Origin of the sequence: Halorubrum sp. SD683 (genome assembly GCF_002135045.1) — an archaeon.
Lineage (GTDB): Archaea > Halobacteriota > Halobacteria > Halobacteriales > Haloferacaceae > Halorubrum > Halorubrum ezzemoulense.
The window spans coordinates 1-13,140 of the sequence record NZ_NEWJ01000076.1; the positions used below are offsets into that span (position 1 = coordinate 1).

At 71.3% G+C, this 13,140-nt stretch carries 16 protein-coding genes, 1 other RNA gene and 1 pseudogene; 15 read left to right on the top strand and 3 right to left on the bottom strand.

The genetic code is table 11. The annotated features are described in order from the left end of the window. Positions 1–104, top strand: a pseudogene (locus B9G49_RS16330) (IS1595 family transposase); the annotation flags it as partial. A gap of 75 nt (positions 105–179) precedes the next feature. Here the strand turns inward: B9G49_RS16330 and rnpB are convergent. Continuing rightward, an RNA gene (rnpB, locus tag B9G49_RS13885) (RNase P RNA component) lies at positions 180–532 on the bottom strand. Positions 533–683: 151 nt separating this feature from the next. Here rnpB and B9G49_RS13890 point away from each other — a divergent pair. The 3 genes from B9G49_RS13890 (at position 684) to B9G49_RS17190 (ending at position 2,522) form a co-directional block, all read left to right on the top strand. Beyond that, positions 684–1,286 (top strand): TIGR00296 family protein, encoded by a 603-nt coding sequence (locus tag B9G49_RS13890; RefSeq protein WP_086216770.1) that lies wholly within the window; start codon positions 684–686, stop codon positions 1,284–1,286. 265 nt (positions 1,287–1,551) lie between these two features. Next, complete coding sequence (locus tag B9G49_RS13895) at positions 1,552–2,388, top strand: hypothetical protein (RefSeq protein ID WP_086216771.1); 837 nt, start codon at positions 1,552–1,554, stop codon at positions 2,386–2,388. Positions 2,389–2,390: 2 nt separating this feature from the next. Next, a complete protein-coding gene (locus tag B9G49_RS17190; protein WP_255375963.1) occupies positions 2,391–2,522 on the top strand; it encodes a hypothetical protein in 132 nt (43 codons plus the stop codon). A gap of 48 nt (positions 2,523–2,570) precedes the next feature. Here the strand turns inward: B9G49_RS17190 and B9G49_RS13900 are convergent, their stop codons facing one another. Then, the gene (locus B9G49_RS13900; RefSeq protein ID WP_086216772.1) at positions 2,571–3,731 is read right to left on the bottom strand and encodes a nicotinate phosphoribosyltransferase; all 1,161 of its coding nucleotides are present in this window, start codon (positions 3,729–3,731) and stop codon (positions 2,571–2,573) included. Between the two features lie 74 nt (positions 3,732–3,805). Next, complete coding sequence (locus B9G49_RS13905; RefSeq protein ID WP_086216773.1) at positions 3,806–5,584, bottom strand: Hvo_1808 family surface protein; 1,779 nt, start codon at positions 5,582–5,584, stop codon at positions 3,806–3,808. Between the two features lie 147 nt (positions 5,585–5,731). On the opposite strand from B9G49_RS13905, the gene B9G49_RS13910 reads away from it, so the two are divergent. The 11 genes from B9G49_RS13910 to B9G49_RS13955 all read left to right on the top strand — a co-directional run bounded on the left by B9G49_RS13910 (position 5,732) and on the right by B9G49_RS13955 (position 12,636). Continuing rightward, positions 5,732–6,310, top strand: a complete 579-nt coding sequence (locus B9G49_RS13910) for a cysteine hydrolase family protein (RefSeq protein ID WP_086216774.1) — start codon at positions 5,732–5,734, stop codon at positions 6,308–6,310. 103 nt (positions 6,311–6,413) lie between these two features. Further along, positions 6,414–6,974, top strand: a complete 561-nt coding sequence (locus tag B9G49_RS13915) for a hypothetical protein (protein WP_049930130.1) — start codon at positions 6,414–6,416, stop codon at positions 6,972–6,974. A gap of 95 nt (positions 6,975–7,069) precedes the next feature. Next, positions 7,070–7,201 (top strand): HVO_2523 family zinc finger protein, encoded by a 132-nt coding sequence (locus B9G49_RS17195; protein ID WP_254921840.1) that lies wholly within the window; start codon positions 7,070–7,072, stop codon positions 7,199–7,201. A 159-nt stretch (positions 7,202–7,360) separates the two neighbouring features. Further along, positions 7,361–8,326, top strand: coding sequence for a phytoene/squalene synthase family protein (locus B9G49_RS13920; protein ID WP_086216775.1), 966 nt, complete (start codon positions 7,361–7,363; stop codon positions 8,324–8,326). A 6-nt stretch (positions 8,327–8,332) separates the two neighbouring features. Continuing rightward, entirely contained in the window at positions 8,333–8,542 is a 210-nt protein-coding gene (locus B9G49_RS13925) for a hypothetical protein (protein WP_049930132.1), read from the top strand. Between the two features lie 91 nt (positions 8,543–8,633). Next, a complete protein-coding gene (gene hisD, locus B9G49_RS13930; RefSeq protein WP_086216776.1) occupies positions 8,634–9,911 on the top strand; it encodes a histidinol dehydrogenase in 1,278 nt (425 codons plus the stop codon). 60 nt (positions 9,912–9,971) lie between these two features. Continuing rightward, positions 9,972–11,132: a mechanosensitive ion channel family protein gene (locus tag B9G49_RS13935; RefSeq protein WP_086216777.1), complete on the top strand. Its 1,161-nt coding sequence runs from the start codon at positions 9,972–9,974 to the stop codon at positions 11,130–11,132. Between the two features lie 51 nt (positions 11,133–11,183). Further along, positions 11,184–11,558, top strand: coding sequence for an iron-sulfur cluster assembly accessory protein (locus B9G49_RS13940; RefSeq protein ID WP_049930136.1), 375 nt, complete (start codon positions 11,184–11,186; stop codon positions 11,556–11,558). Between the two features lie 104 nt (positions 11,559–11,662). Then, positions 11,663–11,908 (top strand): DUF5816 domain-containing protein, encoded by a 246-nt coding sequence (locus tag B9G49_RS13945; protein ID WP_049930138.1) that lies wholly within the window; start codon positions 11,663–11,665, stop codon positions 11,906–11,908. Between the two features lie 117 nt (positions 11,909–12,025). Then, the gene (locus B9G49_RS13950) at positions 12,026–12,364 is read left to right on the top strand and encodes a hypothetical protein (protein WP_049930140.1); all 339 of its coding nucleotides are present in this window, start codon (positions 12,026–12,028) and stop codon (positions 12,362–12,364) included. Between the two features lie 71 nt (positions 12,365–12,435). After that, positions 12,436–12,636 (top strand): dodecin, encoded by a 201-nt coding sequence (locus tag B9G49_RS13955; protein WP_049930142.1) that lies wholly within the window; start codon positions 12,436–12,438, stop codon positions 12,634–12,636. Positions 12,637–13,140: the final 504 nt, after the last annotated feature.

Genomic DNA, 13,140 nt, shown 5'->3' on the forward strand with positions numbered 1-13,140 from the left:
TGGAGCAGGCCGCTCGGACCTACGGCTTCCTCCGGTCACTGAACCTTACTGGGGCACCGATCCACAGTCTCGTGGACTGTATCGCTGTCAATGTATTCCGCTAGTTCCGCCAGTCTACCGAAGAGCGCGTTCACTTCTCGATGATCGCGGACGGATCGCACCGCTGGTCGGTGTGAGCGGACTGAGGGGAGTAAGCCCCCTTCGGTTCGTCCCGACATTCGGCTGAGCGTCCGCGCCGCGGCCGGACTACCTTGTGGCGCGGACTTGCACCGGCGAGGATTCGCCGTTCCATCCGTTCCCGCCCGTCTCGGACGCGGCGGAGCCACGTACAACGTGGGAAACCCACGTACCCTCTCCGGGTTAACTCCCTTCCCTTGCGGGTCGGTTCGCGCGGATCATCGGTCGGGGCGGGGGGTGTCGTTGCTGTTCCAGAGCCAGCCGTCTCCGACTCCGGGCGTGTGCCCGGTCGCCTGTCCGGCCGGTGGGGGGACTTTCCTCATGCCGGAGGCACGGGAGTCGGGCTCCCTCTGTCCGTTCTCCTGTTTCGCCTGCCGGCGAATAAGCGGATCGGTCGGGCGCGTCCGCCGGGCGGAATCTGCGGGGTCCGGCGAAGACCCCGCGAACGCCGCGAGCGCGGTGCCACAAGGGAAGCGTTCAAGTCGCCAGCAACGTAATGGACTCTCATGTCCGAGGCCCAGACCGTTCAGCTGTCGTACGACGACGGTGCACGAGCGGTCGAACTCGCGCGGGAGGCGGTGGAGTCGTTCGTTCGACACGGGCAACGCGAACAGCCCGGAAGCATGCGCGAGGCGTTCTACGCCCGCACCGGCGCTTTCGTTCGGCTCCAGTCGACTCGGGGGCGGGGCCGTCTCCGCGGCTGCGCCGGCGCGTGGGACACTTCCGACCAGCTCGGGCACGCCATCGTCGAGGCCGCCATCAAGGCCGCCTCGGGCGACTCCTGCGGCTCCGAGGTGGAGCCGAAGGAACTCGACAACATCACCGTCTCGGTGTTCGTCGTCTCGAACACCGTCCTCACCAACGATCCCGCTGAGGATCTCGAGATCGGCACCCACGGCGTCTCCGTCGACAGCGGTAACGCGCACGGCTGGCTCTATCCGACGGTCCCCGTCGAGAACGGCTGGTCGGCCGCGGAGTTCCTCTCGCGAACCTGCCGGAAGGCGAAGCTCTCGCCCACCGCCTGGCAGGAGGAAGACACGATGGTGACGCTCATCGAGGGCCAGGTGTTCCGAGAGCGCGCCGACGGCGGCGCGGTCGAGGAGCTGTAGGCCGACCCGCTCGCGCCGGGACATCGCTCGTCCCGGCCCCGTCGTCTCGCAAACCGTTCCTTCCCGCTCGACGCGTCCCGTTGAGCCGCGGCGCCCTCTCACTCGTGGTCTGTCGCTCCCTCGCGTCTCGACCGCCGAGCGCAGATCGGCGCCCGCGCTCCGACGGTCCCCGAACCGGTGGCTTTTTGATGTTTTAGGCTAGCCTAATCTCTATGACTCACACGGTCAACGCAGACGGTCGACCGCCCGAGGGCGGTGATCCGCGGTGACCGTCGAGACGCACGTCGACCGCGCCCGGGACCGGGTGGCGGCCGAACGCGACGCCACGGCGGACGAGCGACGAGCGTACGAGCGGTTCCGATCGGCTCTCGCCTCGATCCCGACCGCCTCGGCGCCGACCGGCGCCGGCGGCGGGGGCGCCGGTTTCGGGAACGGCACCGGCGGCGGGCCGGGACCGAGCGCCGGCGGCGTCCGCGCCATCGCCGGCGCGACGAACGCGGCGGCGACCGACGGCTGTCGCCGGGTCCGCGAGGCGTTCGCCGAGACGGTGCGGCCCCACAGCGTGCCCGACGGTTCCGACGGCGAACCGCTGCTCGCGACCGTCCGCGAGGAACTGGGCGACGCCGTCGCGGTCGCGCTCTCGCCGAAGACGGACCACGATTTCACCCGCCCGGTCGCGTCGGCGATAGCGTCCGCCGTCGACGACCGGCTCGCGGAGCTCGCCGTGTTCGACCGGACCCTCGAACGCGAGGCGGCGTCGCTCCGGTCCGCCGGCGAGACGGTCCGTGAGACCACCGACTGGCTGTCGACCGCGGACGAGACGCCCCTCTCCGCGCTCGGGTTCGACGCCCTGCGTCGCCGCCACGAGGCGCTCGGCGAGCGGATCGAGGCCTGCGAGGCGCTGCTGGCGGAGCGGCAGGCCGACCTCGATCGGACCGCCAGCCGCGGCGCCGCGGTCGGCGTCCGACAGCGATCGACCGTCGCGTACCTGTACGACGACTTCACGGTGTCGTACCCCGTCCTCTCGACCGTCGCGCGCCTCGTCGAGACGCTCCGCGAGTGCCGGCGGGCGGTCCGCGACCACCTCGTCCGGAGGGCGTAACCGTGTCCGACTCACCGCGCCGCGTCCGAGCCCGCGGCTGGGCGTGGGCCTGTCTCGGCCTGTTCGGCGACCCGGACGGCGCCGACTCGGGCGCCACCGGACCGGACGACGACGCGCCGGACGACTCCGGGTGACGCGCGGCCCGAGCCGGTCTCTCCGACCGCGCCCCGCCGTGCGACAAACTACTCGTCGTCCCCGTACCCCACCGCCTCCGCGTCCGCGAGCGCCCGCTCCGTCGACGCCGACAGGTCGAGGGCCTCGTCGGCGACGACCTCGCCGTCGCGGATCACGGGCTCCATGAGCGACTCGGCGCCGTCCGGGCCAGAGCGCCCCGCGAGCCCGACCGCGTGGGCGCCGTCTTCGGTGCGGTAGACGGACTTCGCGCCCGAGAGTTTCCCGCGCTTGGCCGCCGGCTCGCCGTCGACGGCGACGAGGTCGAGCGCGAAGTCGACCGGGTCCGCGTTGGAGACGTACCCGCCGACGCCGAACCCGTCGGCGAGGTCGCGCAGGTCTCGGAGGTCCGCGGGGCCGAGCCCGCCGGAGACGTACACGTCCACGTCCCCGTGGCCCCGGGCCTCGAGTTCCCACTGGACCTCGCGGACGATGTGTCGGAAGTCGCCGCGCCGGGACCCGGTCGTGTCGAGCCGGACGCCGTCGAGGTCGTCGCCGAGCGTCTCGACCGCGCGGAGGACCTCGTCGACCTCGTCGGAGTAGGTGTCACACAGCGCGATCCGGGGCGCGTCCCCCGGCACGCCATCGTCGTAGGCGCGCCACGCGGCCTCCTGCTCGCCGCGGCCGAAGCAGATGGCGAGCGCGTGGGGCATCGTCCCGGACGCCTCGCGGCCGAGCAGCTCGCCGGCCGCGACGTGCGAGAACCCGTCGAAGCCGCCGACGAGCGCGGACCGCTCGACCGCCGCGGCCATCGCTGGGTGGACGTGGCGCGCGCCGAACGAGAGCACCGAGGAGTCCGGCGCGGCGACCCGACAGTCGAGCGCCGCCGTCGCCATCCCGGACGCGTGCGAGAGGAAGCCAAGCAGCGACGTCTCCAGCCGCGCGAACGCCGCGTACGGCCCCTCGATCCGCATCACCGGCCCGCCGTCGAACAGCCGCCCCTCCGGGATCGCGTCGACGTCGACGCCGCGGCCGGCCAGCAGCTCGACGGCGTCGCCGAGGCCGGCGAACAGCTCGAACTCCCCGTCCGGGAACTGGTCCGCGGTCACCTCGGCGACGACGCGCGGGTTCCGCCCCGCCGCCTCCAGCGCCGCCTCGGTCCGCTCGAAGTACGCGTCGGTCGCGCGGCCCTCCCGGATCGCGGCCGCGTCGACGATGTCGAACTCGCTCATGCTCGACGGTTCGGGCGCGGAGACGAAAAGCCACCGTGTCGCGGCGAGCGCGCGACGATCCCCGGCGGATCAGTTCACGTGGATCGCCGTGCGAACAGCCCGAGCGCCGCCATAACGGCGACGAGCGTCGCCGCGACCCCGAATCCGGGAGTACTGCCGGCGGTGTCGCCGCTCTCGTTCTCGTCGTCGCTCCCGTTCCCGTCGTCGCTCTTGTTCGCCCCGTCGGCGCCGTCGGTTCCGTCGCTCACGTCGCCGTCGTCGCCGCTGTCGCTCCCGCCGTCACCGCCGTCGCCGTCGGCCCCGCCGTCCGCATCCGGGAGCGCGAGGTCGGCGTCCGGCCGGAGTTCGAGGACGCCCGCCGGCGAGGGCGCGTGGGTGATCGTCACGCTCGTCCCGTCGCGCTCGACGCCGTACGCGCCGGGGAAGTCGCTCTCCTCGCCGATCTCGTACACGGTCCCCTCGGCGTAGTCGCCGTCGCCGTGCGCGGTCAGCATCCGCACGTAGGCGTCGCGGAACGCCGCGGCGTCGCCCTCGGTCTGCCACTCGGTCGCCCAGACGTAGCCGTCGCGCTCGCCGTTCCGGTAGGGGTACAGCTCGTCGCCGGCCCACCCCTCGGTCACGGGGTGCGCGTAGTTGTACAGTCCCCGGGTTTGGAGCTCCGCGTCGGTGCGGAAGTGGACGTTGTAGTTCTCCGCGGGGGACCGGTCCGGCTCGAGCACCGAATACTCGTATCCGCCGTCGAACCGCACCCCGGCGCTCTGGTACCAGAACATCACGAACATCGACGCCTCGCCCGCTGTCTCCGCGCCGTCGACCCCCTGGTCCGCGTACGTCTCCCACCCGCCGGTCGCGGCGTCCTCGAAGCTCACGCTGCGCTCCTCGTAGTCGGGGTCCCGGTGGATGACCTCAGCCGTCGACGCCGGCGGGTCGTTCATCGTCTCGTTGACGGCGGCCCAGCCCCCCTCGTCGCGCAGCTCGCGGACGTACAGCGCGCCGTCGCCGTACGGCTGGAGGACGGTCTGGAGAATGCCGAAGTTGAAGTCGGGCACGTCGCCGCCGCCCCCGCCGCTCTCGGGCGGCTCGGCGCAGGTCCAGTTGTCGGCGCAGCGGGCGGCGTACCGCTCCTCGACGTGGACCGCCTCCCCCTCGACGATCCCGTCGACCGCGAGGTCGCCGTCCTGCGTCGCGCCGACGTAGCGCGGGTCGGTGAGGTCGTGGTACTGGTCTTGCATCGCGTGGAGGAGCTCGTGCGCGAGCGTGGAGGGGTCGATATCCGGCGACTCCCCGTCGGGGACGACGATGACGATCTGGTCCGCCGTCGGCGAGTAGAAGCCAGAGACCGCGCCGCCGAACACCGAGTCGATCTCGCTGTTGGCGTTCGCGCCGTCGCCGACGACGAACAGCGCCTCCCACACCTGGTCGTTCCAGCGCCGGAACGCCTCGGAGCCGTTCCCGCTCGCCGTGTCGTTGAGGTACTCGCTCCGGGTGACCGTCTCGACCGGCACGTCCTCCCGGAAGGGGCGCTGACGGACGTGTTCGACGCGCGCCATCGTCAGGTCCGTCAGCGCCGCCAACTGCGTCTCGTTGAGTCCGTCGGTCTCCGCGAAGTCGACCGACTCCTCGTAGTGGGTCCCGTTCCAACAGCCCACCAGTTCGGTGCCGTCACCAGGACCGCACTCCTCGGCCGACGCGGAGGGCACGGCGTCGGACGTCACGGGGCCGTTCCCGGCCGACTCGGCGGGGACCGCGCCGGCGTCGGGGGCGGCGGCGACGCCGGCGGTGAAGGCGACACACAGGACGGCGACCGCGGCAACGATCGCGGCCGCGGTCGAGGGGCTGAGAACCCGTCGCATACGAGATTTATCGGCCGCCCCGGTAAGTAGTTTGTCGGTTCCTTCGGCGCCGCGGCCGGCGGATTTTTCCCTGCCGTGTCGGCGGATCGCCGCGCGGACCCCGCGGAACGGACGACGGTTTTTGCCCCCTGCGCGCTAACCGCCGGTATGGCGTTCGATCCGACAGCAACCGCGGTGGTCGTCGTCGACATGCAAAACGGGTTCTGTCACCCGGACGGGAGCCTCTACGCCGAGCCGAGCGAGGCGGCGGTCGAGCCGGTCACGACGCTCGTCGACCGCGCCCGGGAGGCCGGCGCGAGCGTGGTCTACACCCGCGACGTCCACCCGCCCGAGCAGTTCGACGAGACCCACTACTACGACGAGTTCGACCGGTGGGGCGAACACGTCGTCGAGGGGTCGTGGGACGCCGAACTCGTCGCCGACCTCGACGTGCGCGACGACGACCACGTCGTCGAGAAGCACACCTACGACGCCTTCTACCGGACGGACTTGGAGGGGTACCTCGACGCGCACGGCATCGACGACCTGCTGATCTGCGGCACGCTCGCGAACGTCTGCGTCCTCCACACGGCCGGGAGCGCGGGCCTCCGAGACTACCGCCCGGTCGTCGTCGAGGACGCGCTCGGCTACATCACCGAGGACCACCGCGAGTACGCGGTCGACCACGCCGAGTGGCTGTTCGGCGAGACGGCGACCCGCGACGAGGTCGCCTTCGCCGCCGAGTAACCGGCGGCGAGCGTTCCGGATGTCGAACGTTCCGGATTTCCGTAATTATCGCGCGCGGAAATCGGCGTGTAATCCTTTTTACCGCTCGCCGAAACCGCAGGGTATGGACATCTCTCGACGGGGCGTGCTCGGCGGCCTCGGCGCGGTCTGTGCGGTCGGCGCCGTCGGCTTCGCGGGCGCGACGGCGGTGACGGACGGCGAGGCGGCCGGCGGCATCGGCGGCGACGGTCCGGGACCGACGGGCGGCGCGTCCGCCGACGGAGGGGGCGGGTCCGGTCCCTCGTCGGCCGGCGTCGATCCCGACGCGCCGTTCGTCGCGCGGGTGACCGGCGACGACGGGACCGACGCGCTGCTGTTCGACGCGAGCGACCTCGACCGCGTCAAGGGCGTCTTCTCCCAAGACGGCGAGTACCTCGTCCAGGTCGTGCTCTCCGAGGCGGGGATCGAGTCGTTCCGGAGCCGCCTCGACGAGGCGGGGGCGACCGACGACCCGGCGGCGTTCGTGGTGTCGATGACGCTCGACGGGACCGAGGTGCGGCGCGTCGAGCTCGACGGGGAAACGGTGGGGGCGCTCACCGGCTCCGAGTGGGGGGGCGTGTTAACCCTCCCGTTCGACGAGGAGACGGTCGCTCGCTCGGTGTACGACCGACTGGCGGACGAGTAACTCGCTTCCGGGGCGCCCTCGACGACTGACTGGTCAGGTATCTCGACGCGGTGAACGGTGGATAGGGTTTTGCCTCTCGACCGCGTGTGTCCGCCGTGAGCGATGCCCCCGCGGACGACGGCGGTCGCCCGTGTCCGGTCTGCGAGACCCCGATGTACCACCGGCACTGTAAGTACGTCTGTCCGGCGCACGGCGTCGTCTACGACTGTAGCGACACGTTCTACTGAGCCGTCGGTCGCGCCGCGCGCCGCGTCGATCGCCGGCACGGCCGGGGTCGATCGGCACCCGAACTGTGTCGTGCGAACTGTTATGTTCTTGGAGGCCGACCTTTCTTTTATGATGGGCGACCCGTACGTGACCCTCCTTGCCGACCCACCGAGGTCAGCATGGTAGAGCAAAAGCAGGTTGCCCGGAGCAAGCGGATCCAGCGCCGCACCGGGAAGACCTTCCACGTCGCCACCCGGCTACTGCCGCAGCGGATTCGTCACCCGACGTACGTGCTGTACGGATTCTTCCGGATCGCCGACGAGGTCGTCGACGCCGAAGACACGGCGCCCCCCGCCGAGCAGCGGGCCGAACTCGACCGGCTCCGGGCGGCCGCGCTCGGCGAGGAGCCGACCGACGACCCCGTGTTGGAGGCGTTCTCCGAGGTGCGCGAGCGGAACGGCATCGCCGACGCGGACGTTCACTCGTTCGTGGACGCGATGGAGAGCGACATCGACACCGACCGCTACGAAACCTACGCGGAGCTAGAGGCGTACATGGACGGCTCCGCCGCCGCCGTCGGGCGGATGATGACGTCGATCATGGACCTCGATCCGGAGGAGGAGGCCGAGGCGCTCCCGCACGCCACGAAGCTCGGCGAGGCGTTCCAGATGACGAACTTCCTCCGGGACGTCCGCGAGGACGTCGTCGAGCGCGACCGGATCTACCTCCCCCTAGAGACCCTGCGGCGCCACGGCGTGAGCGAGCAGCAGATCCTCGACTTGGAGTTCGACGAGGATGTCGCGGCCGCGATCCGCGAGGAGATGGCCCGCACGGAGCGCCTCTACGAGGAGGGCGTCGCGGGGATCAAGTACCTCCCCGAGGACTGCCAGCTCGCGGTGCTGCTCGCGGCGGTGCTGTACGTCGACCACCACCGCCTCATCCGGAACCTCGGGTACGACACCGTCTCGACGACCCCGGAGCTGTCGCTCACCCGGAAGCTGTCGCTGCTGGTCCGCACCCGCTGGAAGTGGCAGTGGAACCGCGACCCCGAGGCGGTGTTCTACGACATGTGTACCGATTTCGACCCCAGCCGCGAGTCCCACGGCCACGGACCCCACGGCACGGGCGTTCCCCAGACGGACTGAGCGCCCGTGGACCGCTCCCGGTTCGTCGCCCTCGCGTTCGCCGCGTTCGGTCTCGTGTTCGTCTCCTTCCTCATCCGCGGCACGACCCGACTGGTGGCGCCCTACGGGGTCGCCGTCGCCGCGTCGGCGCCCGTCCTCTTCGCGGCGGCCGGGCTGCTCGCCGGTCTCGTCGTCCTCGCCCTCCTCGATCTGACGGGTATCCGCCCGCTGACGTGAGCGGCGACGGCCCGCCTTGTCCGGTCGGCCGTGGCACCGCCAGCGCCGCCCGAGTCGGAACGCCCTTGCCGCGCCGACCCCCACGAAGCGTATGGACGTACGAACCGTCGCGGACCTCTCGCCGGCCGAGCGCCGCGCCTTCTTCGAGCGCGACGCCGGCGTCGAGGGGGTCCGCGAAGACGTGCGGGAGATCGTCGAGCGGGTCCGCGAGGAGGGCGACGTCGCGGTCCGCGAGTTCGCCGAGGAGTTCGACGGGGTCGCCGTCGGCAACATCGACGTGACGGACGACGCGGCGCGGGCGCACGACGAGCTGGCCGACGCGGACGACCCGGTCCTCGACGCCGTCCGCGAGGCCGCGGCGAACGTCCGCGAGTTCCACGAGCGGCAGCGCCCGGAGGACTGGCGCGACGACTTCGGCGGCCGGGAGCTGGGGCGGCGGTTCCGTCCGATCGACCGGGTCGGCGTGTACGTACCCGGCGGCGCGGCCGCGTACCCCTCCAGCGCGCTGATGGGGATCATCCCCGCGGTCGTCGCCGGCGTCGACCACGTCGCGGTCGCCACGCCGCCGGCGGCGGATCTGAACCCGGTCACCCTCGCGGCGATCCACGAGGCGGGGGCCGACGCGGTGTACCAGGTCGGCGGCGCGCAGGCCGTCGCCGCGCTCGCCTACGGCACGGAGACGGTGACGCGGGTCCAGAAGATCGTGGGCCCCGGGAACAAGTGGGTCACGGCCGCGAAGTCGATCGTCCAAGGCGACGCCGAAATCGACTTCCTCGCCGGCCCGAGCGAGGTGCTTGTCCTCGCGGACGAGACGGCGGACCCCGCCCTCGTGGCGGCCGACCTCGTCGCGCAGGCCGAACACGACCCGAACGCCTCCGTGGTCGCGGTCACGGACGACGCCGACCTCGCCGCGGCGGTCGCTGACGCGGTCGAGGCGCAGGCGGCCGAGCGTGAGCGCGAGGAGACGATCCGGGCCGCGCTTGACAACGAGGCCTCCGGCGTGCTCCACGCGCGGTCGATGCCCGAGGCCGTGCTGTTCGCCGAGGAGTACGCCGCCGAACACCTCTCGATCGTGGCCGACGACGACGAGGCGCTTCTCGACCGGATCACCAACGCCGGCTCCGTCTTCCTCGGCCCGCACTCGCCGGTCGCCGCGGGCGACTACGCGGCCGGGACGAACCACGTACTGCCGACGAACGGCGGCGCGAAGCGCTACGGTGGGCTCTCCGTGGACACGTTCCTCCGGTCGTCGACGGTCCAGCGCCTCGACCGCGACGCGCTCGACGACCTCTCGGAGACGATCACCTCGCTCGCCGAGGCGGAGGGGTTGGAGGCGCACGCGGAGAGCGTCCGGAAGCGGTTCGAGTAGCGGCGCGCCCGCAATTCGGCGGGTAGCAACGGTTATCTCGCGGAGCCGCCTCGGGACGGTATGTTTCCGTCGCCGCTGACGCTGTTTGAGGGGTTCTCCGCGCTGGAGGCGACGGTGGCGGTCCTCGTCGTCTCGGTCGCCGGCGCCTTGGCCATGGAGTTCGTCGTCCTCCGGGTCGCCCGCCGCTACGTCTCGCACACGGACACCGGCTACGACGACATCGTCCTCTCGTCGCTCCGCGCCCCGCTCGTCGTCACCGCCGCGCTCGCGGGAGTGTACGTGCTTACGCAGGTGCCGTCGGTCCGGACGTCGGTGCTCGTCGAGCCGCGGCTGCTCGACGCGGTGTTCGGGCGGCCCTCGCTGTCGGTGATCGTCCTCGTCTGGGCGTACGCGGCCAACGGCGTCGTGAACCGGCTCGTCGCCGCGGTCAACGCCGAGGGCGGCCGGTTCGACTTCGCGCCCGTCTTCTCGAACGTCTGGACGCTCGCGGTGCTGGTGGGGAGCGCCGGAACCCTGCTGTGGCTGTGGGGCATCGAGATCACGCCCCTGCTCGGCGCGGCGGGCGTCGCCGGCATCGCGGTCGGCTTCGCCGCGAAGGACACCGTCGCGAACTTCTTCGGCGGGATCGCGCTGTACTTCGACGACACCTACAAGATCGGCGACTACATCGTCTTGGACGACGGCACGGCGGGCACCGTGATCAAGGTCGGCGTGCGCTCGACGACGCTGCTCACCCGCGACGAGGTGTTGGTGACGGTGCCGAACGCGGCGCTCAACGCCTCGAAGGTGACGAACGAGTCTGCGCCCCGGCGCCGCCGCCGCGTCCGGGTCCCGATCGGCGTCGCCTACGGGACGGACGTGGACGCCTTCGAGGCGCTCGCGATGGATGTCGTGGGAGCCGAGCCGCTGGTCCTCGACTCCCCGAAGCCGCGGGCGCGGTTCCGGTCGTTCGGCGACTCGTCGCTCCAGTACGAGATCCTCTGTTGGGTGAACGGGCCCACCCGTCGCCGCCGCGCGCAACACGAACTCAACCGGGCGCTGTACGTGGCGCTCGGCGACGCGGGCATCGAGATCCCGTACCCGAAACGTGACGTGACGGTCAGCGGGGCCGTCGGACCCGCGGCGGCCGCTCGCGACGGCGCGCCCGATCCCGAGCAGGAGCCGAACACTGACACGGATCCGAGCACGGACGCGGATTCGAGCGCCGACGCAGCGACCTGACCGGTCGCTCCCGCCGGCAGGGTTTTGAGTGTCGACGCCGAACGCGTTCGCATGAGTACCGAACCGGCCGACACCGGGACCGAGGGGAACGACCCGGCGATCGAGGTGACGCCGGACGCCGCCGAGGAGGCGCTCTCGCTCTTGGAGGGAGAGGGGCTCGACACCGACATCGCCGGACTGCGACTGTTCGTCCAGCAGGGCGGCTGCGCGGGGCTGTCCTACGGGATGCGCTTCGACACCGAGCCGGAGGAAGACGACCTCGTCGTGGAACACCACGACCTCCGGGTGTTCGTCGACCCCGCGAGCAAGAACTACATCGGCGGGAGCACGCTCGACTACGAACACGGGCTTCAGGCGGCTGGCTTCGAGGTCGAGAACCCGAACGTCGTCTCCGAGTGCGGCTGCGGCGAGTCGTTCCGCACGTAGCGGTTCCCCGCCGTCACCGGGGCGGTTCCGGCCTCCGCTTCGCTTCCGTTTTCTCCCGACCGCCGAGTCCGCCGCTTAAGTCGCTCCGCCGGGTAGCGAGAGGTATGACGCTGGAAGCGACGACGACACCGGACGGGGAACGCGTGTACACCGACCGGTCGCGCACGGAGCGCGGCGCGGACGGCCCCTTCTACCTCGTGTTCGCGGACGAGGCGGGGGAGTCCCGCTGGGGGTTCCGCTGCGGCAACTGCGGGTCGTTCGACACCGCGATGGACACGATGGGCCGGATCCAGTGTACCGAGTGCGGAAACCTCCGGAAGCCGGACGAGTGGGACGCGGCCCACGAGTGAGCCTCCGGCGACGGGACGCGCTCGCGGCTCTCCGCGGCGTTCCCGGCCGCCCAGCCGGTTCTCTCTGTCCGAAATCGTGAGAAAGTTTATCACGGATGGTGCCGAACTTCGAGGCAGATGGCCACTGCGAGCATCCCCCCGACGACCGAGGCCAGAGACGTCTTCCGCGAACTGGGCTACACCGTCTCCGAGGGCGGACGCGAGTTCGTCGCGGAGCGCAAGTGGCGGCGCGTCCTCGTGACGGTGCTGTGTCTGGACGACGACGACCTCGACCCGTATCTCGCAGACGGGGGCGACACACCGCGACTCCGGTGTTTCGTCACGTGGCGCGACCGCGCGGCCGACCTCCAAGAGCGGCTCGTCGCCTCGAAACCCCCCTACGACTGGGCGGTCATCGGCATCGACCACGACGGCGAGGACTTCGCGGTGATGGAAGGCGCGCCCGGAAGTCCGTAGGGGTCCTTCAGCCACGGGCCCGTCCCGCGACGCCTATTTTTATCCCCCCGTGCGTCCTACCAGCACGCGACATGGTCTTCAAAAAGATCACGCTGATCGGGACGAGCGAGGAGAGCTTCGACGCCGCGGCCGACGACGCCATCGACCGCGCCGAGGACACGCTGGACAACGTCTACTGGGTCGAGGTCGAGGAGTTCGGCGTCGAGTTGGACAGCGCGGCCGACCGCGAGTATCAGGCGGAAGTCGAGGTCGCGTTCGAACTGGAGGGATAAGGGGTAGGCGGTTTTTTGATTCGCTCGTAGCTCCGAGCGGCGGCGCCGCCCGATTATAGATTGGTCTCGACGGATCGCCGTCGAACACCACCGAAGCCCCAGCCGCGAGGGCTCGCTGCGATCGCTGCGCGCCTCCGTCGGTCACTCCGTCCCCTCCCTCGGTGCTTGCGTCGCGCGCCGTCGCGGCTGCCCCTTCGAGTCCCGCCCGCCCACACCACAACCGCACCGCACACCTCCCCAGCCTCGTCAGCCGCCGTCGCTTCGCTCCGGCAACTGACTCCAGCGAGGGACCGAAGGTCCCTCTGGCAGCCGGCGCGTAGCGCCGGCGACCTCGCGCGCGCTGGCTTCGCGGCCTGCCGGCGGCTCGCAGGCACGCGCCACCGCGACGGTCGTTTACAACCGATACCGCGGCGGTCACCTATTTACCCGCCCGTGCCCACGACCCGGCAATGACCGCTTCACGCGCGCCGGCCGAGCCGGCGGTCCGGGAGTTCGAAGCGACGG